This is a genomic window from Photobacterium ganghwense (assembly GCF_017329545.1).
Classification (GTDB): domain Bacteria; phylum Pseudomonadota; class Gammaproteobacteria; order Enterobacterales; family Vibrionaceae; genus Photobacterium; species Photobacterium ganghwense.
The window spans coordinates 880,431-903,307 of sequence record NZ_CP071325.1 but is presented as its reverse complement, the minus strand read 5'-3'; the positions used below and the strand labels follow the sequence as shown (position 1 = coordinate 903,307).

Below are 22,877 nucleotides of genomic sequence, written 5' to 3'. Positions count from 1 at the left end.
CGCTTCTGGGTTAGAATTTTTCCAGTACAGTACGGCTAATGATTTCGTCCTGAACTTCTTTACACAACTCAACAAAGTAAGCGCTGTAACCGGCCACCCGCACAATCAGATCGCGGTACTTTTCAGGCTCTTTCTGGGCTTTCTTGAGCACTTCGTTATCCACGTAACTGAACTGCATCTGGCCGTTACCCAGAATGGACGCGGTACGCAGCAGGGTGATCAGGCCATTTTTACCTTCCGGCGTGTCGAGCAACCCTTTGAGGAACTTAAAGTTGTGCACCATGCCGATGTTCATGGTTTCCACATTCATCTTGCTCACTGACTTGATGATGGCGGTAGGACCGTGCTTATCCGCCCCTTGCGTCGGGCTGATACCATCAGACAGCGGCATCCAGGCCAGACGACCATTCGGAGTGGCATTGGTCAGTTCACCAATCGGGGTGTTGTTTGAAATAGACAGCGTGCCGTGGCTCAGACGCGAATAAAGCATCTGGTACTTGCCACACTCGCGCTCAGTCCACTCGGTGATATCCAGCGCGAACTCATCGGCGTAGTTATCATCGTTGCCAAACTTCGGCGCATTGAGACAGTCACGGCGCAGCTCTTCATAACCTTCGAAGTTGGCCAGCATCGCATCGCGCATTTGCTCCAGGGTGTATTTCTTGTCTTCGAATACCAACTTGCGGATCGCTGCCATGGAGTCGACATAGGTTGCCAGGCCGGAGAAGATCAGCCCCGGACCGTAGTTCACCACGGCGCCCCCGGCACTGACGTCTTTGCCCTGCTCCATACAGCCTTCAACCAACAGAGACATCAAGGGTTTGGGTGCCACATCACGGTGCACACGCTGGCTGATCACCGTACCAATGGCCGACAGTTTGATGATGTATGCCACCTGCTCTTTCACTGCGGCATCAAAGGCTTCAAAGCTGGTCAGGCTATTCAGATCACCAGTATCCAGTCCCTGATAGCTGTCAAACAGCACCATGCGGCCACGGTTCAGTACAAACTCAATCGCAATTGGCCATTGGGTGTAACCGGTAGAGGTCCACTGGTAAATTCGGCCAGACTTCTGCGGCTCAACGCAACCCATCAGGCAGTAGTCACGGGCATCTTCAAAGTCGTAACCCTTACGCAGCATCATCTTGATGTGGGAGTCATCGAAGTGACAGGCCGGGAAGCCCATCCCCGCTTTGACGACATCAACGATTTTTTCCATGTAGTGCTGCGGTGACTGATTATGAATACGACAGGCCAACGATGGCTGATATACCTTCACGAAGCGCACCGCATCCATGATCAGCAGCGTCAGATCGTTGGTCGCATCACCGCCGGTACGCTTCTGGCCACCCACGGTCAGGTTGATGAACGGCTGATAACCGGCAAAATACTTCGCCCCCAACTCACTCGACATCCACATCAGCTCGGCACACTTGATGATAAAGGCCTGCATCATTTCCAGCGCCTGTTCGTGCGTCAAACGCCCCGAGTCAATATCCGCGCGGAACATCGGGTAGCAGTACTGGTCCAGACGTCCCAGCGACAGGCCAGTCTGGTTCTCTTCCACTTCAAACAGTGATTCGACGGTCCAGATACTTTGCAGAGCTTCTTGTAAGGTCTTCGGCGGGTTCGCCGGTACATTTTCGTTGACGTCAGCAATAGTCAGCAGTTCAGCGCGACGCTGCGGATTCATTTCTTTTGCGGCAAGCTCGCGGGCATGAGCAGCCAGACGGCGGCCATACGCCATCACACCTTCGCAGGTTTCGATTGACGCTTTGTAGTAATAGATCTTGTCGATATCATCCGGGTTTTCCATGCTCAGCGCTGCCAGCTTAGCTTCGGCATCTGCTTTAATGCCGTTCATTCCTTTGGTGAACAGCAAAATGTCGTAGCCCGGACAGGTATCACCCCCACCGTTAATCTGGTGGTAAGACAAATCACTGACATATGTCTCACCACTGAATTCCCACAAACCGGCTTCGCGATACTGCGCTTCACAGATTTCATCCAGCGAACGGCCTTCCCAGAATGGCACCAACTCTTCGCGAATGACTTTCTTATCTTCTTCAGAGATCAGGAACGGATCCTGAGGGCGGGTACTCATGGTATCGAGTTCATCGCGAACCCAGCGCCAGGCGATATCCGGCGAAAATGCTCCGGCTCGAGGCTTACCGCAAGGGTGACCGACAATCAGCTCGTCATCCTGAATCAGCAAAGGGGCGGTTTCACAGGCTTTACGGAACGCTTTAGCTCGCAGCAATATTGGCGGCAAACCCAGGTTTTGCTTGGTCACTTCAGTGAACGCAATCGCCCGATAAATGGACACACTTGGTTTGGCTTTCAGGTAGTTACTGCGAAGGCGCTGCATACGAGGGGTCAGTCCTTCCATCGCCGGAGTGCTTTCATCGACAGGCAGAACATTGCCATTACACAGTGTAACCTCCGCTGGTTTGGCACCGCCCTGATACAGACGGACTGTCAGAGAGCGATTTAACGCAGCCAGGTTATCCCGGGCAGCAAGCAGCATGGCGGACAGTTCATTCTGTACCATCTGGCTGTCACCGTTCTGACCGCCCTGAACCAGCCAGTCAAACATCGGGTAACCGTCAACAGCACGATCGGCACGTACTTCTGACAACTCGGCCAGTTTCAGCCACAGGCATTCCACCAGCTCATACGCCTGCGCCGGAGTAATGAGGCCGGCATTGATATCCCGCTGGTAATACCCAAACAACGCCTTATCAAAACCAGTGCTGCCAATGGCATAACCGCCGTTATCAAGGTGCATCAATAGCTGAATCAGATAGAAAGCCTGACAGGCTTCTTTGAATGTCCGGGCAGGCTGAGCCGGAATATGACGTAACATCGCCGCAGATTCTTCCAGCTCTGCTTTGCGGTAAGGATGACTCTCTACACTGGCTTTGGTTGCCAGCGTATCGGCCAGTTTATTGGCAAAATAGATCGCCCCCTGGCAGGCCATGATCATCGCGCGGCCCTGATTGACTTCATCCATGCCGCTACGGCTGATCGCGCTACCGATATTTTTCAGGCGCGTTTCCATGTGCTGTTCCAGTACCTGAAAACCGGTACTCATAACGGTCATGTAGTCAGGCGTTCCCGTGGCATCGCTGCTCAGAAAACCAAAGACAGATTCACTGCTCAACTCTTCTTCGGTGTGGAAAATCGCGCCTCTCAGCGCAGATGACTGGCTGCCGACAATCAGTTCATCCTGACCAATGTAAATCGGTAACTCCGAGACCAGCTGATTAAAGCGCTGGGCTTTTTTAACCAGAGGCGGCATGCCGGCAATATCATCACCGATAGCAGCCAGGATATTGGCTCGCTCAGCACAGATGATGCTGTTTTTGGCCAGCAGTTGTTCTGCCAGCACTTTTACGCGTGGCGTCAGGGTATAGTGGGCCATGGGCCTCTCCTTATAATTTTGTTTCACGATGGCAGGCTGCAACCTACCACTGGGTATTAGGGTGTCGTGTTAGCGCCCGGTCGTCGCTTTGGGTATCAGCTCTTGGTATTCGCTTTTTGTGTTCACTTTTGGGCACTAGCGCTTGGCATTCGCATCACTGAGTTGCCGCCGATCGAAAGCTCTGTTGGTATAACTGCTCAATGTCGAGCGCCGATGCTTTACGCGGGTTTGTCGGGGTACAGTTGTCTTTCAGTGCTTGTGCCACCAATGCTGGCAACGCCGCTTCAAATGCCGGCCTCTCCACACCGGTTGCGGCAATGCTGGCCGGTATGTCCAGTTGTTCACGCAACACATCAATGGCTACCAGTAAGCTCATCACGCCTTCTCGGGTATCGGAGGCTGGTAGTCCAAGCAACTTGGCCAGACGCGCATACTTACAGGCCGCCGCGTTATTACACTGGCCGTGGTAATCTGCGTTAAAGGCCACCACCTGACTCATCAGCAGGGCATTCGCACGACCATGGGGAACCCGAAATCCGCCACCCAAGGCATGAGCAAGGCTGTGAGTGATCCCCAGCGAAGCATTGGTAAATGCCATACCGGCAATACAAGAGGCGTTGTGCATTTTCTCCCTGGCCACCAAATCCTGGCCGTTACGATGACAATCCGGCAGGTGAGCAAAAACAAGTTGAACGGTTTTTTCTGCCAGCGCATCGCTGAAATCCGATGCCTGATTCGACACATAGGCTTCGAGGGCATGGCACAGCACATCCATTCCGGTATCGGCAGTGATTGCTGCCGGCACCGATGCCACCAGCTCGGGTGCCAGAATGGCGAGATCAGGCAACATAAAGTCATCGACCAGTGCCCATTTTTCGGTTCCTGACTTAATCACCGAAAAGGCGGTAACTTCCGAGCCGGTCCCACTGGTGGTCGGAATTGCAACAAACTTCGGCTTTTCAGCCAGTTCTCCGGCTTGGTGCAAGGTGTACAGCACCCCTTTTGCCGCATCGATCACTGAGCCACCACCGATCGCGATAAGCAGATCCGGTGCTGCCGCCTTGTAAGCCTTCATGCCAGCAGAGATCACTGCAACGTCAGGGTCAGGCGCTACCTCGGCAAACAGGCTTATCATTTCAGGTGTGCCTGAGAGGTAGCGACGCACCTGCTCCACCAGCCCAAACTTCACCATTGCCTGATCTGTGATGATCAAAGTGCGCTGATGGCTTAACGCTGTCAGTCTTTCTAGTGCCCCGGCGCCGAAATGAAGAGTGGGCTTGATCTGAAAGGTATTCATCGTGGTTTCTTCCTAGCATCCCTTGTGGATCTTCTCGACGATGGCGACAATCGACATCGCTTTGTATTGCTCTTTGTAAAGCGCAAAATAGTCTTCAACCAACACCTGATCAGCCACCCCGGCACCCACACTGTCGACAGCGACATAAGTTCTGTCTTTGATCGGTTTGAGGTCATCTCCCAAGGCAGTCACCAGCAGAAGGTTGGATCCCCGTAGTTGGTCGCATTTCTGCGTTGCGACAACATGGCCTGTTACTGTTGCAAGAATCATCAGCAGCTACCTTCCGTTACTGTCGGCCAAGAGCTTGTCGGATAATCTGCTCAACTCTGGCTTCATTCATCTCGTTGTGAGCAACAGGTGATACGCAAGCAAAACGATCATCACCTCCCATCGACGTATTGGCTGTATGGGCCACAGATGGTGCTGACAACTCCCCGGTAAAGCGCGCATCGTCAAAAATGCTTACTGGACGAGTGCAAGCAGCCTGCGTTGCCACAGACGCAGTATGGTGAGTCGGTATCAGGGTTGGGGTAGCAACAGCAACCGGTTGGCGCAGGTCGTCGACAGAACACACGCCGTAGCCGACTTTACGGACGTTCAGCAGGTTCATCGGGCCAACATTGTCTGAGCTTGAGCCGCCCCCCAGCGCACCACATCCCAGAGTCAGAGCCGGTGTCAGGTTGGTTGTCGCACCGATGCCGCCCAGCGCGGCCGGAGTATTAACCAGCATACGGAACACCGGTTTTTCCAGAGCAAACTGACGGACAATTTCCGGGTTCTGGGTATGAATCACCAAGGTGTGCCCTTTACCTTCATTGGTTAACAGCTCCACCACCCGATCACAGGCCGCATGCCAGTCTTCTTCAATATAAAGGCCAAGAACTGGGCACAATTTTTCTCGTGAGTAAGGATTTTGAGGCGATACCGTGGTTTGATGAGAAATCAAGACGGTGGTCTGGGCCGGAACGCTAAAGCCCGCTTTTTCAGCCACAGTCTGAGAACTTTGTCCCACAAATTCAGGGTTAATCATGCCGTTAGGGCGAAGCAGACGACCTGCCAGTAATGCAGACTCCTGCTCGTTCATGAAGTAAGCGCCTTGTTTAATCAGCGCCTGATGAACTTGTTCATAAATGCAGCGTTCAGCAATAATGGATTGCTCTGACGCACAAATCACACCATTGTCAAAGGTCTTACTGGTGATAACATCTTTCACCGCCTGCTCAATGTCAGCGCTGCGCTCAATAAATGCCGGACCGTTGCCCGGGCCGCCGCTGATCGTTGGTGTGCCGGAAGCATACGCTGCACGTACCATCCCTTCCCCTCCGGTTGCCAGAATCAGAGACACATCTTTGCTCTTCATCAGGGTTTCGGTCGCTTGCATAGTCAGCAGGCTCACACCGTCAACAATGCCATCCGGCGCACCGGCTTCCCGTGCTGCGCGTTTAACAATTTCAATGGCTTTGTGACTGCACTGTTTCGCATTCGGGTGCGGGGAGAAGATAATGGCATTCCCCGCTTTGAGGGCGATAAGGGTTTTGTAAAAAATGGTCGAGGTCGGGTTCGTTGAAGGCACCAGTGCCGTAATGACCCCCAGTGGCACCCCCACTTCCATCACTTTGCGTACAGGGTCTTCAGCAATCACCCCGACGGTTTTCATCGCGCGAATGTGGTCGTGTACTTTCGTGGTCGCAAAAACATTTTTCAGCACTTTGTCCTGCCAACGCCCAAAACCGGTTTCTTCGTGGGCCAGTTTCGCCAGTTCTTCCGCGTGTTTCGCCGCTTCGGCAGCAATATGCGCAACCACCTGGTCTACCTGCTCTTGCGTAAATTTCGCGAACAGTGCCTGCGCTTGCTTGGCATTTTTCACCAATTCACGCGCAGCCTGAATTGATTGCAAATCTTTATCTAGCATCATGGTAAATTTTCATCCTTTTCTGCTGCCGATAGCGGTTTGGAGTGGCCTTGCCCTGATTGGCAAGGCTCCTTCTGTGTTTCACATTGCGGCAGCTATGCCCTCAGGCCTTGTGCTTTGACGCAATTTTTTCAATATCATTGTGGGGACGGGCGATGATTCGGGACGATACAACCGTACCGATCTTTCTTGCCGCTTCGATGCCCGATTCCACTGCCGCATTGACAGCTCCCACATCACCACGCACCATCACAGTCACCAGGCCGGAGCCTACGTTTTCATAACCGATCAGCGTAATGTTGGCGGCTTTGCACATTGCATCGGCAGCTTCAATACTCGGAACCAACCCTTTGGTTTCGATCAAACCTAATGCCTCTTTCATAGGTTTTTCCTTTTTATTCAGTCACGGTGTACTGAGAAACAATCTTTTCGATGTCACTGTGGGGACGGGCAATCACCAGAGATGTCACGACCTCACCAACACGCTGAGCCGATTCCACCCCCGAGTCCACGGCAGCTTTCACTGCCCCCACATCGCCACGAACCATTGCGGTTACCAGGCCTGAACCCACATTTTCATAGCCAATCAGTTCAACATTGGCGGCTTTACACATGGCATCGGCCGCTTCAATACACGCAACCAGCCCCTTTGTTTCAATCAGTCCCAAGGCATCATTCATGGTTATCTCCTTGCTTCCTCAGGCTTTGTGTTTAATCACAATTTTGTCGATATCGTTATGAGGGCGGGCAATGACCAGCGACGTCACGACTTCCCCCACTCGACGCGCTGACTCAACACCGGAATCCACCGCCGCTTTCACTGCGCCCACATCACCTTTCACCATGGCCGTCACCAAACCTGAGCCAACATTCTCATAACCGATCAGCTCGACATTGGCGGCTTTGCACATGGCATCGGCGGCTTCTACACACGCCACAAGACCTTTGGTTTCAATCAAACCCAATGCATCACCCATACTTCTTTCCTCCGTAGCTAGGGTTTCATCGTTCGTTATTGGAATTGGGCCGAAATACCCCCGCCTGAATGTGACAGGTAGATCTTTCATGGCATTTGATACATCGCATTCAGGCAGCGTATTCGACCAACGCAAACGACTATATTCCCCTACAAAAAGAAATGGCATTTGATTCCACCAATCATGGAAATTTAGGTAATTACTCCATGATTTAGAAAAATTGACGCCCATATTTATCGTTTTGCTCTGCTAAATTGCATTCCACAGCTTTCAATAAAACTCTAAATTCACAACAAAAGTGCTTCGGTTCACACTTTTTCCCGAGCAAAAAACAGCCGTTTTTCACGCCTTATTTATTCTTTATATGGCGTAACATTTGCGTATTAATTGGCAGCAAAAAGCCCCTGTAATATTACAAAGCAGCAACATACATCCATGAAGAACAAGGTATTCAAAACCGTGAAAAGCCAATGTCCAATGTCCAATGTACTGAACAGCAAAAACAACCAGCCAAAAGGAACCAGCCTGATGTTAATCACTGAAATGACCATCTCGGTTTTTATAAGGTTTGTGCGGATAGATTCGGAAGCAATAATAGATTGGTTGAGCGTATTGATTGGAGGAGGATGGAATCGCCACCCAGTGTATTTACAACCTGACTGTACCTGACCAGTAAATAGAAAAAGCCTTTGATGGCAGGGGAAATAGGGGGGAAATCAAGATAAGTTCGAAGTGAATGGACATCCAATTAACTCAAAGTCCAGGAAGCCGCATGTGGAAAAATTCAAGGCGTATTAACAGAAAAAGTAAAGTTCAGCATAGGAAACAGCTAACAACACCTTAACGTTATTCCGGTATGTTGAAATACAGCTGCGCTAGCCATTCAAATTTTCTCTCTCAAACCAGCTCTCTCAAACCAAACAGACTTTAATGTTCCAGCACGCAAACAAATAACGGCGAGTTCAGTGAACTAAGTAATACCGTTTCATAGTTGAGCTGCTGGACTTTAATTTGCAGGGCGTCATGACTGTCTGACATTTCTCTCATGAAATAATCAAACAACACGTCAGGAGACTCATCAATTGAAGACTTAGTCGCATTCCAGCTTTGCACCTGATAAACACGCTCTAAATCAGATACACGCTGACTGAAGTAATTAAAGGTGACATAGCGCTGCAGATACAGCCAACCGGCTTTAGAATCAGAATAGCCTTCAACCACCATAGATCCTTCCCCATCACGGGCAAAGCGGAAATGAACATTCACATTCAAGGTTTCCGTCTGGGTATCCTCGAAGTGCATGATGGCACGAGCGCTACATCGCATTTCACCGCTGTTTTCGGGAATCACTTTGGATAAGAAAGGCAAGGTACAAAGAAGAAATAAAATTAGCGCATAAAAGAAAAAAATCCTTCCGCTTTTATTTGATGTCATGACTATTTCCATGAGTAATAAAAATAATTATCACAGTAGGCATAAGGATTGTTTTCATTTTTTGCACACTGAGCCAGAAATGTTCTGCCTAATCCCTTATTCTGAAACTTATCTCCGTAGTAAAACACAAACCGGCGTTCTTTATTGCACTCGATACCTAGTGCATTTGTGACGGCCGTAAAGCTATGGTTATAACTTTGCTGCATTTCGTCATTGATCATTTTTTCTGTTGAGAAGAGTTCACAAACACTATTTTGCACCTGATTAAGTTGCAAAATATTGATAGAACGTTCTGAAATGATCGCCGTCCAGAGCAATACCAGCGCCCCGGTGAACAGTACTGCGCTAGCCATCAGCCAGTTTTTTTCCTGCTCTTCTGTTTGAGGTGGTAAATCTTCACCAAATAGCGGTTGCTTTTTCGGACTAGGAGACAATAGCGGCGATACAGGTTGCTCAGTTGCCGTGCCGTCTTCCTCTTCTTGCTGAATTAAAGGATGCAGCTGACAATCATCAACAATTTCTATAACCAAATCCGGGTTAATTTCAATCCGACCCCGAGGAACAGAAACAACGATATTGTCGATGTCATAGAATCGAAACGCCTTTCGCAACATGCTTAGATATTGGTTAAGGTTACCATTGGATGATGTCAGTCCATTGTCATCCCACACTTTTTTCATCACTTCATCACGAGTGATAATGCCGGGGTGCTGAATTAAAAAGTAAAGTAAAGCATTTGCTGTTATTGAAAGCTGCGTATCAGAAACGCCTGAGTCGTTCAAACTCAGAGTTGCATCCGTCACATCATAAAAAAGGAAATCGTTAATTTTATACTTCATTGTAATCAGCTAATCCGTTACATTACTTGCTTAGTTACCTTTCCCTTCGTCTGACGTTTCAATCCATCTGAATAATTATGATAAAAGTGATGAACTTACGTGACGGAAAATAGAACAGACTTGAATACTAGCCCTGCCCCTATAGCAAGGTTATGACTTAGATCAAAATAGAACAGTCGGTCAGTTTGGCAATTTGCCAATCTGTCAGAAAGGTCACAGAGTACACATTCCGTCGCCCAATTTTCAGCAAGAAATCAGCAGATAACTGTAGAGCATAAAAAAACGGCGCGTCCTTGTTCAGGACACGCCGTTCTATCAAATATCAGCTCAATATCGGGACAGATTAAATCCCGGCGCGCTTCAGCAGGCCAGCCATCAGAGGTGAACTGGCTTTAACTTGCTTGGCTTTGTTCTTAAATTCACGCGCCAGAGAGGCGTCCTGAATATCATTGGCAATGTAAATCATTGACTGATACATATCGCGCGCAGTTTTGATGCGCTCTTTATCATTCAGCGGGCTCAGCAGTTTCACCACATCACCACCGGTTCTGCCTTGCTCTTCAGCATAGCTTTGCACAGAAACCAGGAGTTTATCTAAGTCATTAACGAAGTCAGAGTTTTCGATACCTAACTTCTGAATCTCTTTCAGGTTACGCTTTCTCACCTGATTAATAATAAATGCTGGCTTGTTGATTTTCTTGTAGCCGAAGAAACCGGCCAGGATCAACAAGGCTACACCGCCCGCTACATAGCCCCAAATCGAACCGGAAGACTCTGCCACCGGCTGGATCACTTCAGCAGCTTTTGCCACAGACACTGGTACATCAGACATATTGGTAACCTTTTACTTCTATGGAACAGAATACTGAGACATTATGCACGCCTGCCTCAGAGAACTATGCGTTTTATCAAAAATTCATTTAAATAGAGTGACAGAGTTCAAGGTTTACGAAGAATCCACCCGATTTCGACCGAAATCTTCAGCGCATCTCGTTTTTTCACGGTAAATCTATCTCCGGTTGTGCATCATTTTGCAACCGAGACTCTATCTGTAACACACCAAACGCGACGAGCCCACAGGTTACCACAACTGCAGAAAAATGCTGACTCCATCCTGCTAACATCAGACCACCCGCCAGTAGCAAGTAGTAAAACAGGCCGAATATCGCCCCGGCGCTCCCCTGACAGGCTCGGTATTTGACTAACGCTCCCGCCAGAACATTAGGGATTGCCATGCCATATGCGGCCACCACCAGCACAACCGGTGCCACAAAGCTGATGTGCCCATCAAGGACGTGTACTGTTACCCCGCCGACCACAAGAAACCCGACAGACAGATGCAAAATTCGCTTTTCCGGCCAGTGACGTGCCAGCAGCCATTTGTTGAGCCAAGCACCAGCGCCTACGCCCAGTGAAAGCACAATACCAGCCAGCCCGAAGATTTCCGTTTCCATACCCAAACGAGCGAACATAAACGGCGCAAGCTGGTAAAAACTGAACAGACAGACATTGAACACCGCCACCAGCACTGCGTTCCCCCAGAGCCGGGTATCACTCAGCATAGTAAAAAACACGCTCTTGAAAGCAGCCTTGTGATAACCGTCAGGTCGAGTTTCCGGTAACCGCAGTACTGACCACGCCAACAGCATCGACGCCAGTACCGCCAGCCCGATAAAGACGCCGCGATACCCCCATTGGCTGGTCAGTAATGCCCCGCTCATCACCCCCAATGCCGGACTGACCGCGATTGCCATTCCCAGTATCGAAAATACCCGCGCCAGTTGCCGACCGGTATAACGGTCACGCATCATCGTCTGTGTCACAATAGAGCCAGTCGCCGCCCCTAACGCAGTCAGACATCGTGCAGCCAGCAACAGCGGAAAGCTCGTAAGGAATACGGCCCACACAGAGGCTACCGCATACAGGGTTAAACCAGCCAGCATCGCAGGGCGTCGCCCGATACGATCCGACAACCATCCCCATATCACCACCCCAAGCGCAAACGCCAGAAAATAGAGCGATAAAGTTTGCGCCGCTTCAGCCGCGGTGATCCCGAAACCAGCCGCAATGCCCGTCAGTGCCGGACTATAGATGGTTTCCACTATCTGCGGAAACATCATCAGTGCCATCACTAATGCCATCGACAAGGGTCGCCTAACCGATTCGGCAGAACAGAGGGAAGTCTTCTGTTCGGGTGCGTTTTGTTCAGGTGCATTTTGTTCAGGTGCATTAGTTTTAGCTGAATAGTTGTGCCAGATTTTCATCTCATCTCCTTGGGCCCGTCTTTCTACGAGCACAAGGTAGCATCAGACAAAAAGGGAAATTACAATAATCAGGACGACTTATTTACAAAATCGGACAACATTCCGGTATCACTCATATGGCATGGTTAAACAAAGACGACACCTTTGACCCGGATAGCTTTCACAACAAGGTGCTGGGCATTGCGGCAGAACTTGGCGTACATGATTCCGGGGTGCATCATCATGCGATGGGCCAGCTGTTGTTTACCCACTGGGGATGTATTCGCATCACGCTCGCTGAGGCCATTTGTCTGCTGCCACCAACCCGCATCGCCTGGATTCCACCTGAGCTGCCACACCGCGCCGAGGTTACCGGGGCTGTCGGCTACCGCTCTGTCTATCTCGACACCGCAGCGATTCCCGATTTGCCGGAGACCGTTGAGGTGCTTGAGGCCTCCCCTTTACTCCAGGCCGTTCTGGAACGTATCGCGATGGCCGATTTTTCCACTCAGTGGGAGCAAGGTCCGCCAGCCAACCTGCTTGCTGTGTGTCTTGATGAGCTGCACCAGGCCCGCAGCGAGCCGACAGTGTTACCCCTGCCACGCGATCCTCGCCTCAGACACCTCGCGTCACAGGCCAGCCACACCTTACCCCCCAGCCTAAAACTGCTTGCCGATCACACCGGCGCATCGGAAAAAACCATCAGTCGGATCATGCGCCGAGAGACGGGTATGAGCTACCAGCAGTGGCGACAACAATGGCGGCTGATCAAAGCCATCGAGATGCTGGCAGAGCAGAACTCTCTGACCACCATTGCCGCGGCGCTGGACTTCAGCTCAGACAGTGCCTTTTCAACCTTTTTTAAGTCGATGACCGGCTTGCCACCCCGAGAGTACATGGCCGACTCTGGAAGCAGAACAGCCCAGAGATAACACCGCTGAACCTTCTCTGCCTAGCCTCAACGTACTGATAAGCAGGGCCTTTGGGAGATCGGGAGCCAGACACGCAACACTGTATCTTGTTCTTTCTCTTTGTCAGGCTGCGCAGGGAACAGCTCAAAGCATCCCTGACTGTCCCGAATAATGGCACGGGCGATAGCCAGACCGGATGCCGGGAAGTCCGGATCCTCGTCGAACGCATGATGTGAAAACGGGCCTTGGAACTCCGCCGTGAGCATCTCCGGTAGCCCGAGGGCAGATTCTGCCGGATGAAACTCAGCGCTCAGCGAGATACACAGAGCTGTGTTATCGGCTACCGCGGCCAGTAAAGTGTCCATCACGTTCGCCACTGCCAGCTCCAGCAACGCGGGATCCCCCTGAACGGCGGGCAACTCCGTATCGGCATTAATAACCAGTCTCTGGCAGCACCCCGGAAACTGCGCCATGACACGGTGCAGAAGAGGTACCATAGCAACGGATGACACATTCTTCGCCTGAACGTGGGTATTTCCCCTGACGGCTAACGCCAGCTGATGGGCCAGCCCGAGGGTTTGCAGATGCCGCTGCAGCCGCCATGATTCGGTTATCGCCTGATGCAGCAGCCCTGCCTGCCGCCGGTTCAACCCGGAGCTATCCCGATGTATCTTCTCCAGCGCTCGATTTACGGCAGCCAGGGACGTCTGAAGATCGGAAGAGACTTGCGCCGACAGCAACGGATACCGATGACGATGGGATCGGGCTGGATTGGTCTGGCAAAAATGGCTGGCCAGCTGACTGATGATGAGGGCGACGAGCAGAAACACGCCCAGATTGACGACATCCTCCAGGTGAAACATCTGAAAAGAATATCGGGGAGCCGTAAAGAAGTAATTGAAACTCAGCGCGCTGCAGATCGCTCCCAGACATGCCCAGCGGCGGTTCACCCGCATAGCAACCAGCACAACCCCTAACTGCAGAATTAACAGGACAACCGCCGTCGATGCCGCCAGATAATCTGACAGACAACTGATCAGCAGCGCTACTGCAATCACAGAGAACGAAAAAATGCCGGGGCGAAACTCCACAATCAGCGACCTCAATATCAACTCAGGCTCTTATTAAGTGACGTTACTCTAGCAAAATCCCGTTCTCTGCCCGCGTAAAGAAAGCGTAAAAAATGCAGGTAACAGCACAGAGCTTTCTCTATTGATTTCAGACTCAATCAAGTATTATCCGACACCATAAGTAAGTACTGGCTATTATTTCTGGCATGATCCAACTTCAGCATTTTTTTATTACCGGTGAACCTGATGCCTCCCTGCTGGTAATGGGACATCATGACACACCACTGGTTGTCCTCTCATTGCTGATCGCGATTGGTGCCTCCTACATGGCATTAACTTTGGCCGCAGCGGCAAAACGCAAAGCCTCTCCGGTCATGCAGCGTATTCACCTGACCACTGGCGCAGCGTCACTCGGGCTCGGGGTATGGGCAATGCACTTTATTGGTATGCAGGCGTTTACCTTGTGTACCACTGTTGCATATGATCCCGGTATCACTCTGCTTTCCCTCCTGCCCAGCCTCCTGGCGGCCTGGGTCACGCTAAACCTGCTGGCCAGACATACGGTGAAGCCGTCGCTGCTCATCGCTGGCGGGATCATGGTCGGTGTCGGCATCGGCGCCATGCATTACATTGGCATGGCTGCGATGATAATGGCACCGGAGCTGCGCTATGAACCCGTGTATTTCACCCTGTCAATTGTGGTGGCCATCGCACTAGCGACACTGGCACTGTGGATCAGCTTCGGATTAAGGCGGAAGCTGTCGCTACCGGGTTATCAGATACGGTTTATCGCCAGTATCGTGATGGGGCTGGCCATTGCCGGTATGCACTATACCGCCATGGCCGCCACCCGTTTTGTCGGCAACGCCGATCCTCAATTCAACCCCACCAGCCAGCAGCACTACACCCTGGGATTCACCGTCGCGATTGTCACTATTTCCCTTAGCCTGCTGATTGCCGCTGTCAATGCCATCATCCGTTACCGCCTGCTGCTGAGCCAAAGCCGGGAAACCACAGCAGAACTGAAAGCCATGATTGATACTGCCGTGGACGGCATCATCAAGATTTCCCCCAAAGGCACCATCCTGTCCTTTAACACCTCAGCAGAACGTATTTTTGGCTACCGTGAAGCCGAAGTATTGGGTCGAAATATCAAAATGCTGATGCCAGAACCGCACCGGGGCAACCACGATAGCTACCTGCGAAACTACCGGCAAACCGGTATAAAGCAGATTATCGGTGCCGGACGTGAAGTACAGGCCAAACACAAAAACGGTGAGCTGATCACCATTCGTCTGGCAGTGGGGGAATCTCGCCATAAAAACACCCTGAATTTTGTCGGCTTCATCTCTGATATTACCCAGCAGAAGGCAACCGAACGCGAGCTCCAATTGCGTGAATTGCAGTACCGGACCCTAATGGGAAATATTCCCGGCACCACTTTACGCTGTTTGTGGGACAGCAACTGGACCACCTTGTTTGTCAGTGATGCCATTGAACCACTCACCGGCAGGCAGGCCAGCGACTTTATGGAGGGACGGGTTCACCTGAAACAGCTGGTTCACCCGGAAGACATTGCGCCGGTAATGCGCACCATCAATGAGGCCATTGCCGCACACCGCTCCTACACCATTGAGTACCGAATTTCTCACCTGGATGGCAGCTGGCGCTGGGTTGAAGAACATGGCACCACAATCTTCGGGCAACATGGCCAGTTCAAGTGGGCAGATGGTATTTTGCTGGATATTTCCGATCGCAAACAGATGGAAACCGAACTGCTGACTGCCAAAGATCAGGCAGAGCAAGCGGCACAGGCCAAAAGTGCCTTTTTGGCCAATATGAGCCATGAAATTCGCACACCAATGAATGCCATTCTGGGCTTTACCGATCTGTTGCTGTCGACGCCGGTCGATGACGAGCAAAAGAAAAACCTGACGATCGTCCGCAGCTCCGCACAGTCACTGCTTGAACTACTCAATGACATTCTCGACTCCGCCAAGCTGGAAAATGGCTCAACCGAGCTGGAACGGCAGCCTTTTTCACTGCGACAGTTATGTGAACAAGTCGTCGCCACCCTGTCACTGTCAGCCAGTCAAAAAGGGCTGGATCTGAGCCTGCACTATGACGCCAGCACCGGCGATCATTTTCTGGGGGATGCCCTGAAGATCAGGCAGATCATCATGAACCTGTTGAGTAACGCGATTAAATTTACCCCGCAGGGATTTGTCCGTTTATCTGTCCAGCTGCCAGCCCCTGCTGGCGTTCAGAATCCAAAGCAGGATCCCATCCTCAACATCGTGGTGGAAGACAGTGGTATCGGGATTGCGGCAGATCGGCTGGATAAAATCTTTGCACCGTTTTCGCAAGCCGATTCCAGTATGACCCGCCGGTTTGGCGGCACCGGCCTGGGCACCACCATCGCCCGGCAACTGGCCCTTCTGATGGGCGGTACCATCCATGTTTGCAGTACTCCCAATCAGGGCTCGACGTTTACCGTCAGTCTGCCGCTGCCCGCGATCGAAGGGAAAGCGGTACCTTCGCCGCAAAGCCATACCGCCTCCCTCCCGCCCCTGCGTATTCTTATCGCCGATGATGTTGAGCAGAACCGACAGTTGCTCACCCGCCATCTTGAGAAGCAAGGACATCACGTGCTTTGCGCTAAGTGCGGCCAGCAAGCCATTGAACTTTGCAGCCAACACCCGATCGATGTGATTCTGATGGATATCCAGATGCCGGGCCTGAACGGCCATGACGCCTGCCGGGTAATTCGTCTGCAGGAGCAGTTGTCGGGTCAGGCACGCACACCAATCATTGCCCTGACAGCCAGCCATACCCAACACGCCAAAGAGCGGGCCTGTGAGTCAGACATGGACGGCTTTTGTACCAAACCGGTTGATATTGAGGCGCTCTATACCGAAATTGCCAAAGTCACCGATATTGCCAGAGTCACGCAAAAGAACATCAGGGGTGACCACGATCAGGGCATTAGCGATGAAGGCAGTAGCAACCAGGACAGTGACTTAGCCGATGCAACGAGTCCGGGGAGTGAACAGACACACGTAGAAAGCGGACATCGCCCGTCCCTGCATATCCCGTTACCCGCATCTGCACCGATCATCGACGTTGCCCGCGGCTCTCAGCTTTGGGGAAGTACGGTCAATCACCGGCAGGCAATCCAGCACTTTATCGCGCGCGAAAGCACGCATCTTGAAAGGCTGGCTCAACAGACACTTCCGCCCGACGAATTGGCTCATGCCCCTGATGAACAGGCGCCCCTGCCGACGATACATCGCCTGAAGGGCGTGGCAGCCAACCTGGGGCTAAACACATTGACCCAAAGCCTAACCGCACTGGAGGCCGCCTGGAAACAAGGTGAGCACAACGCATTGTCCACGCAACAGCAACAACTGACGGTGGCCTTGGCAGAGCTCAACGCGTCCCTGTCACACTCTGCTGAGTTTCTTGATCACACTTCGAAGACAGCAGTCACCAAGCAAGGGTCCGACACTCTGGAGAAGCCGGATATCGACCTGCTGAACCGTTTCATTGCTCTGTTGCATCAAGGAGAAATTCCCGATGCCTTATATGCGCAGATCCGGCCTAAACTTCCGTCAGAAGTGGCCGACAACGTGGCTGCTGCATTAAACGATTTTGAGCCCGAGTTAGCGGCAAAGGCACTCACCCCGTTCTGTGATGCCAATACCGACGACCGGACCAACCGGCCCCTGTCAAAAACACAACATCAAGCAAGCGCAACACACACTATTTTCGATACACAATGACAAGAATAATTAACTGAATCATGCGACTGGACGACAAGCCAACCCTGTTGGTGGTGGATGACGAGCCCGCCAACCTGCAGGTACTCAAAAATATCTTAGCCGGTACTTATCGGCTGCTGTTTGCCAAAGACGGGCAACGCGCATTAGCGCTGGCCGCCACTGAAGAGCCTGATCTCATTCTGCTGGATGTCATGATGCCCGATCAATCCGGTTACGACGTCTGCCGGGAGCTCAAACTCAAGGAATCCACTCGCCATATACCGGTCATTTTTGTGACGGCATTAACCGGCGAAAATGAAGAAGCCTTAGGGTTTGAGCTGGGGGCCGTGGACTACATTCCGAAGCCAGTGCGACCGGCAATTGTTCGGGCCCGAGTCAAAACCCATTTGTCGCTGGTACGGGTGGATGAGCTGAAATCAACCCGCCTGTCTATCGTGCAGCGTCTGGGCCGGGCAGCCGAATACCGTGACAATGAAACGGGTTTACACGTGATCCGGATGAGCCGCTACGCCCAGATTCTGGCGCTGGCCGCCGGATTCAGCGAACATCAGGCGGAAGAGATTTTACATGCCGCCCCAATGCACGACATCGGTAAGATCGGCATCCCCGATGCCATTTTGCAAAAACCCGGCAAACTGACACCGGATGAGTGGCAAGTCATGCAACGCCATACTGAAATCGGGGCTGAAATCATTGGTACCCCCGACTCCTCACTGATGCGCATCGCCAAGGATATTGCCCTGTATCACCATGAAAGATGGGACGGCAGCGGGTATCCCACAGGCCTAACAGGAAATGCCATTCCCGTTGCGGCGCGGATCGTGGCTATCGCAGATGTGTTTGATGCCCTGACCAGCGAGCGCCCGTACAAATCCGCCTGGCCCGTCGAGCAGGCCACCCAGTTAATTCGCGAGGAATCCGGTAAGCACTTTGATCCGAATCTGGTCGAGGTCTTTTTTCAGTGTCTACCGAAACTGCTGGAAGTCAAAGAGCAGTGGCGGGAGCCGGAATTCGCCTGACAACGAAGATCCTGACATTCTGGCTCTGGTGCTGAGATGTATTGCTTGCCTTGAAAACTTAGCTGTTGCTTACCTGTTGCCGCTCATCACTTTAGCGGCACAGGTCAGTGACCGTTAGCGCGGGTAAGACCACCTCGGGAAAAAAGGGGCTTTCCTGAAAAGCACCATACTTATGGCAATGGATACCAGCTGACTGGGGTTATTTCCTTCATCAGGTTTCATCCGTGTTGATGGAGCATGCCTTGAGGCCAGTTCTGGGCAAGTTTTGCCTTCTGTTTATCTTTCTTCTCTTTATCTTTCTTCGCTTTTTCCTTTTATTACCCGAAAAATCATTGCTGATTTTTCATTCGATTTTTTAAATTCACTGACTGTTAACCAGCAATAAACATTGTCTTTTTCATGCATATTTTACGCATGGTTTATCGCTGTTTTTTCAATCAAATCCGCCTTTATTTATATGGTTATTTGTAAATGTGAAAGCCAAGCAACGATTCACGTATCCACAATAAATAAAATCATTAATATGAGTTGCATATCAAAAATGGATAAGCAGTTAGTTTACCGCCAAGTCCAAAAATAAAAAACACATTAACTCATATATATACTGACTCAGTGAGGCACACATGGTTTGTGAACATAAACGTTTTTATAGAGTAAAGCGGACTTTCTGGCAACGCTTGGTGTATAAAGAAGTTCATCGCTGTTACCACTGTGGCGATACAATTAAAATTTAATTCACTTATCTGTGATAAAAAGGGGACGTAAACTGTCCCCTTGTTATTCATTATCAGTTTTATTTAATCGTCAGATTTTGAGAACAAGCAAACTCCAACATATCCCGCAAATTAGTCATGGCGGATATATCCTGATCCATTTCTTTTTTGATCTCTTCTAACTCATTCGCACTGACTTTACCGTCCACCAGCGCATCGCGGATCTCCTGCTGTACGTCTCCCCGTTCCTTATCCCAGTCCATCCAGGCATGCAGGACGTTACGATAGGTAATGTCATAGCTTTCCTCCGAGTTATGGCGCTTACACTTCATGCCAAAGACCCGGAGCATCTCTTCCAGAATGTAAACATGCTTTTCGTCTTCCTGGAGCACTTCCAGCATCAGCATTAGCTCTTGTACTGTCAACTGATGGGCTTCCTGACTAGGATTCAGCTTGTTTGAAAAGGTACGCGCACTCAGTTTTTTACCACTGCGATCTTTTATCTGATGAAAGATATTTTCGATGCCTACTGACTTTGCCTGGTGATGAATTGCTCGGTAAAAGCTGGATTCACGGTATTCTTTATTCATTTATAATTTTTATCAATATTAATTAACGTAAATATGATGAGTTTATATGTTTAAATATTAATTTTGATATAATCCTATTTTCACCCCCAGATATAACCTTTTCCATTTCAATATTTATTTTTATACAATTTACTATGAGTTATTTTTAATAATCAGATATCGCGTTATGCGATAAAAAGGTAAACACAGTGAATATCCCATTCATCAATGTACCAACCGTTAATGATAATACAAACAACAAGGATTGAGTAGTTTTCTTCTGTGGCAAGAGTCAATCTGATTCACATTCAGCTACGCAGATCTTTTTCCGTCAGGTCGCGGGAGGAGCAACCTTATCCATTGTTATTCATTCTCTTTACTTGCCCCCTGCTTTTATTCCCCACCCCGCTATCAGTCGCAACCTGTATTAATCACAAGTTGGTCATCTCACAACCTCCCATTGATCATACTGAGGCACCATCTCTCCACTCCGTCGCCGTCTCATTAACGCTCAAGTGTTAATAATTGGTAATCACCGTGTTTCATCCCACACTTTTGATTCACCACCGAGTGAGAATCCAATCATGTTATGCACCAAAACACGCATGATGTATTGACCACCTGAATTATTTTGTAAAAAAATGTGTCGCCGGTATTGGCAAGACTCCGTTCCTTCTTTGCTCGAAAATTTGTACGAGCGATTTGTGCAATAACGTAGGCCTCATGCTTGCCCTGCGCCCTGACCGATGAAGAAACGCAAACCAATGACCAGCGTTGTCCTGACTGAATACATTCACACAGGATAACCAATACATCATCGCCCGCCGTCTGCATCGTACAGATACCATAAACCACTGCCTGTGCAGTATGTACCAGCGAGCCGTTCAACCCGGTATTGAACACCGTTTTGTTTAAGGCCGGAGGATTTTTTGTAAGGAACTCATTTATGAAGCTAAAAGGTATCTTGCTCTGCGTAGCCACTCTCTCAATGGCGGGTTGTGGAGGTGGAGGCGGCGGCGGTGACGGTACAGACACCGACCACAAAGCCTCCTCGTCGGTAACCCGCCTTTCCAGTCCGTATTTACCTGCAGAGCAGGGCGCAGTCTGGCGTTATACGGTCAAAGATTCGGGTGAAAATCTTTCGCTTTCAAGCAGTGCCATCAAGCAAGCCAACGGTAAAGAAACTGTCGATCTGACCTGGGATCACAGCGGATACCGGCAAACCTTACGCTATCAGGGAAATACGCTGTCCATCGAACACCTGCATTTCGACAAAGTCACCGAAAACAACACCGACTATAAGGTAGATATGGATTTGTCTACTGCCCCAGCCCTGCTGTTGCCGGAATTTAGTGTCATAACGCCCGAGGGAGGCATTAACTCCCGTCAGCAAATGCAGGTCACCATATCCCCGGACGCCGGCAGTACCTATGGCGAGTACTCCTTGTCCTGGTCATACAAAGGAATTGAGACCATCGAGACCCCGGCTGGCCGTTATGAAGCCTTACATGTTCAGTACAGCCTTAACCTGGATGTGTTTGTCGCCTTGCCTGACGATGCCTATCAGAGCGACAGCCCACAAGGAGATGGCACCTTCAGAACGCAGGTACCTGTCCTTCAGGATCTCTGGTTCTCACCCGGTATCGGCATTGTGAAAATCTCTGACAGCAGCGCCAGAATCTACTCCCCGGTCGTCGCTGAACTGGCCGATTTTAATCGCTACAGGGACAATGTCGGCAATCTGACCAACATGCCTGACAGCACTGCGATTCCGGCTGACAGTCCATGGAAAAATATCCGCCAAGCCTACAAACTGGATCAGCTTTACGGCAATTGGGAAAGCGCTTATCACTGCAACCCGGCAGAAACACAATCGCCGTCTTTTCAGTTGTCGCTGACAGAAACAAACTACACCCTGACGACCCGCCTGACGGACAACGAGAACTGCTCAGGGGATTACTGGAATGACTATGTTGAATCCGGCACGTACATACTTCGCGGATTTGATCCCCAAGATGCTGGTTTCCTCTTGCTTGACCTTATTCCTAGCTCGTCAACACGCCAGGAATACCGCTTTGGCCACCTGTTATACGAAACACCGGACTGGGGACAAACCCGTTTTATTTCCCTTGCGCCAATGGCGGATAAGACAGCCAGACTAGGAATTGATGAGATTCCGAATTTACCCAATTTGGCCACGCGTCTGTATGCCGAGTTAACAGCCGTTGAAAAAGAGCCCAAAGATACCGAAACCCTCAACAGCACTGCGCTGGTTTACTTCCAGATTGAAGATGAGAACTACCAGATGTTACCGGAGGAGGCGCATTCCGGCTGGGGAATGCAAGTCTGGAATGACGCAACCTGTGATGCAATCATGGACTCCCAGCTCAGTACAATCAGCTGGGAGCAGCCTTTGCAACCCGCAGGCTTCGACCCATTATTAGGCCTGTACTTTGAACTGCAGATTAAAGAAAACAACACCGGGTGCGCGAATGTCATCTTCCACAAAGGCGAGGAGAAGTCGGTTGAGCAAAACCAAACCATTGACCTTAATGCAAGATACTTCTATCAAGCCAGGTATGGGGCTCAGGGGATTACCAGCAACTGATATTTTCAGGTACACGCTGGGATAACCCGAGCCTAACTCGCTAGACAGCTTGCCTCAACCATCGCGTTGTTTGTTTGCC

17 protein-coding genes are annotated in these 22,877 nt (G+C 50.6%); 4 read left to right on the top strand and 13 right to left on the bottom strand.

The genetic code is table 11. The features are described from left to right. Nucleotides 1-10: 10 nt before the first annotated feature. The 11 genes from cutC to FH974_RS04385 form a co-directional block, all read right to left on the bottom strand. Nucleotides 11-3,424 (bottom strand): choline trimethylamine-lyase, encoded by a 3,414-nt coding sequence (gene cutC / locus FH974_RS04435; RefSeq protein ID WP_207103509.1) that lies wholly within the window; start codon nt 3,422-3,424, stop codon nt 11-13. A gap of 154 nt (nt 3,425-3,578) precedes the next feature. After that, nucleotides 3,579-4,721 carry a 1-propanol dehydrogenase PduQ gene (locus FH974_RS04430; RefSeq protein WP_207103508.1) on the bottom strand — a complete coding sequence of 381 codons (1,143 nt, stop codon included), beginning with the start codon at nt 4,719-4,721 and terminating at the stop codon, nt 3,579-3,581. Nucleotides 4,722-4,733: 12 nt separating this feature from the next. After that, entirely contained in the window at nt 4,734-4,991 is a 258-nt protein-coding gene (locus tag FH974_RS04425; protein ID WP_047887821.1) for a EutN/CcmL family microcompartment protein, read from the bottom strand. A 16-nt stretch (nt 4,992-5,007) separates the two neighbouring features. Beyond that, nucleotides 5,008-6,636 carry an acetaldehyde dehydrogenase (acetylating) gene (locus tag FH974_RS04420; protein ID WP_207103507.1) on the bottom strand — a complete coding sequence of 543 codons (1,629 nt, stop codon included), beginning with the start codon at nt 6,634-6,636 and terminating at the stop codon, nt 5,008-5,010. Between the two features lie 100 nt (nt 6,637-6,736). Then, nucleotides 6,737-7,015 (bottom strand): BMC domain-containing protein, encoded by a 279-nt coding sequence (locus FH974_RS04415; protein ID WP_047887822.1) that lies wholly within the window; start codon nt 7,013-7,015, stop codon nt 6,737-6,739. Nucleotides 7,016-7,028: 13 nt separating this feature from the next. Next, a complete protein-coding gene (locus FH974_RS04410) occupies nt 7,029-7,313 on the bottom strand; it encodes a BMC domain-containing protein (RefSeq protein ID WP_047887823.1) in 285 nt (94 codons plus the stop codon). Between the two features lie 18 nt (nt 7,314-7,331). Next, entirely contained in the window at nt 7,332-7,610 is a 279-nt protein-coding gene (locus FH974_RS04405) for a BMC domain-containing protein (RefSeq protein WP_047887824.1), read from the bottom strand. A gap of 927 nt (nt 7,611-8,537) precedes the next feature. Next, complete coding sequence (locus FH974_RS04400) at nt 8,538-9,044, bottom strand: FidL-like protein (RefSeq protein WP_047887825.1); 507 nt, start codon at nt 9,042-9,044, stop codon at nt 8,538-8,540. Between the two features lie 2 nt (nt 9,045-9,046). Further along, a complete protein-coding gene (locus FH974_RS04395; protein WP_047887826.1) occupies nt 9,047-9,883 on the bottom strand; it encodes a transcriptional regulator in 837 nt (278 codons plus the stop codon). A gap of 343 nt (nt 9,884-10,226) precedes the next feature. Beyond that, a complete protein-coding gene (locus FH974_RS04390; protein ID WP_047887827.1) occupies nt 10,227-10,715 on the bottom strand; it encodes a hypothetical protein in 489 nt (162 codons plus the stop codon). Between the two features lie 166 nt (nt 10,716-10,881). Continuing rightward, nucleotides 10,882-12,024, bottom strand: coding sequence for a multidrug effflux MFS transporter (locus FH974_RS04385; RefSeq protein WP_207103506.1), 1,143 nt, complete (start codon nt 12,022-12,024; stop codon nt 10,882-10,884). 239 nt (nt 12,025-12,263) lie between these two features. Here FH974_RS04385 and FH974_RS04380 point away from each other — a divergent pair, with 239 nt between their 5' ends. Beyond that, complete coding sequence (locus tag FH974_RS04380; RefSeq protein ID WP_047887828.1) at nt 12,264-13,058, top strand: AraC family transcriptional regulator; 795 nt, start codon at nt 12,264-12,266, stop codon at nt 13,056-13,058. A gap of 26 nt (nt 13,059-13,084) precedes the next feature. Here FH974_RS04380 and FH974_RS04375 read toward each other — a convergent pair whose 3' ends face one another. Then, entirely contained in the window at nt 13,085-14,128 is a 1,044-nt protein-coding gene (locus FH974_RS04375) for a DUF4118 domain-containing protein (protein ID WP_207103505.1), read from the bottom strand. Between the two features lie 185 nt (nt 14,129-14,313). Between FH974_RS04375 and FH974_RS04370 the strand changes: the two genes are divergently transcribed. Together FH974_RS04370 and FH974_RS04365 are read left to right on the top strand one after the other, a co-directional pair. Beyond that, on the top strand, nt 14,314-17,889 hold the full coding sequence (locus tag FH974_RS04370; RefSeq protein ID WP_207103504.1) for an MHYT domain-containing protein: 3,576 nt from the start codon (nt 14,314-14,316) through the stop codon (nt 17,887-17,889). Nucleotides 17,890-17,909: 20 nt separating this feature from the next. After that, nucleotides 17,910-18,908 carry an HD domain-containing phosphohydrolase gene (locus FH974_RS04365; protein WP_047887830.1) on the top strand — a complete coding sequence of 333 codons (999 nt, stop codon included), beginning with the start codon at nt 17,910-17,912 and terminating at the stop codon, nt 18,906-18,908. Between the two features lie 793 nt (nt 18,909-19,701). Here FH974_RS04365 and FH974_RS04360 read toward each other — a convergent pair. Continuing rightward, nucleotides 19,702-20,211 carry a phage regulatory CII family protein gene (locus FH974_RS04360; protein ID WP_047887831.1) on the bottom strand — a complete coding sequence of 170 codons (510 nt, stop codon included), beginning with the start codon at nt 20,209-20,211 and terminating at the stop codon, nt 19,702-19,704. Nucleotides 20,212-21,136: 925 nt separating this feature from the next. Between FH974_RS04360 and FH974_RS04355 the strand changes: the two genes are divergently transcribed. Continuing rightward, a complete protein-coding gene (locus tag FH974_RS04355; RefSeq protein WP_207103503.1) occupies nt 21,137-22,798 on the top strand; it encodes a pullulanase-associated domain-containing protein in 1,662 nt (553 codons plus the stop codon). Nucleotides 22,799-22,877 lie beyond the last annotated feature (79 nt).

What these genes read in the sequence shown, in the direction of transcription:
- cutC (WP_207103509.1), bottom strand. Translation starts at nt 3,424, where the DNA reads ATGGCCCACTATACCCTGACGCCACGCGTAAAAGTGCTGGCAGAACAA.
- FH974_RS04430 (WP_207103508.1), bottom strand. Translation starts at nt 4,721, where the DNA reads ATGAATACCTTTCAGATCAAGCCCACTCTTCATTTCGGCGCCGGGGCA.
- FH974_RS04425 (WP_047887821.1), bottom strand. Translation starts at nt 4,991, where the DNA reads ATGATTCTTGCAACAGTAACAGGCCATGTTGTCGCAACGCAGAAATGC.
- FH974_RS04420 (WP_207103507.1), bottom strand. Translation starts at nt 6,636, where the DNA reads ATGATGCTAGATAAAGATTTGCAATCAATTCAGGCTGCGCGTGAATTG.
- FH974_RS04415 (WP_047887822.1), bottom strand. Translation starts at nt 7,015, where the DNA reads ATGAAAGAGGCATTAGGTTTGATCGAAACCAAAGGGTTGGTTCCGAGT.
- FH974_RS04410 (WP_047887823.1), bottom strand. Translation starts at nt 7,313, where the DNA reads ATGAATGATGCCTTGGGACTGATTGAAACAAAGGGGCTGGTTGCGTGT.
- FH974_RS04405 (WP_047887824.1), bottom strand. Translation starts at nt 7,610, where the DNA reads ATGGGTGATGCATTGGGTTTGATTGAAACCAAAGGTCTTGTGGCGTGT.
- FH974_RS04400 (WP_047887825.1), bottom strand. Translation starts at nt 9,044, where the DNA reads ATGACATCAAATAAAAGCGGAAGGATTTTTTTCTTTTATGCGCTAATT.
- FH974_RS04395 (WP_047887826.1), bottom strand. Translation starts at nt 9,883, where the DNA reads ATGAAGTATAAAATTAACGATTTCCTTTTTTATGATGTGACGGATGCA.
- FH974_RS04390 (WP_047887827.1), bottom strand. Translation starts at nt 10,715, where the DNA reads ATGTCTGATGTACCAGTGTCTGTGGCAAAAGCTGCTGAAGTGATCCAG.
- FH974_RS04385 (WP_207103506.1), bottom strand. Translation starts at nt 12,024, where the DNA reads ATGGCATTAGTGATGGCACTGATGATGTTTCCGCAGATAGTGGAAACC.
- FH974_RS04380 (WP_047887828.1), top strand. Translation starts at nt 12,264, where the DNA reads ATGGCATGGTTAAACAAAGACGACACCTTTGACCCGGATAGCTTTCAC.
- FH974_RS04370 (WP_207103504.1), top strand. Translation starts at nt 14,314, where the DNA reads ATGATCCAACTTCAGCATTTTTTTATTACCGGTGAACCTGATGCCTCC.
- FH974_RS04365 (WP_047887830.1), top strand. Translation starts at nt 17,910, where the DNA reads ATGCGACTGGACGACAAGCCAACCCTGTTGGTGGTGGATGACGAGCCC.
- FH974_RS04360 (WP_047887831.1), bottom strand. Translation starts at nt 20,211, where the DNA reads ATGAATAAAGAATACCGTGAATCCAGCTTTTACCGAGCAATTCATCAC.
- FH974_RS04355 (WP_207103503.1), top strand. Translation starts at nt 21,137, where the DNA reads ATGAAGCTAAAAGGTATCTTGCTCTGCGTAGCCACTCTCTCAATGGCG.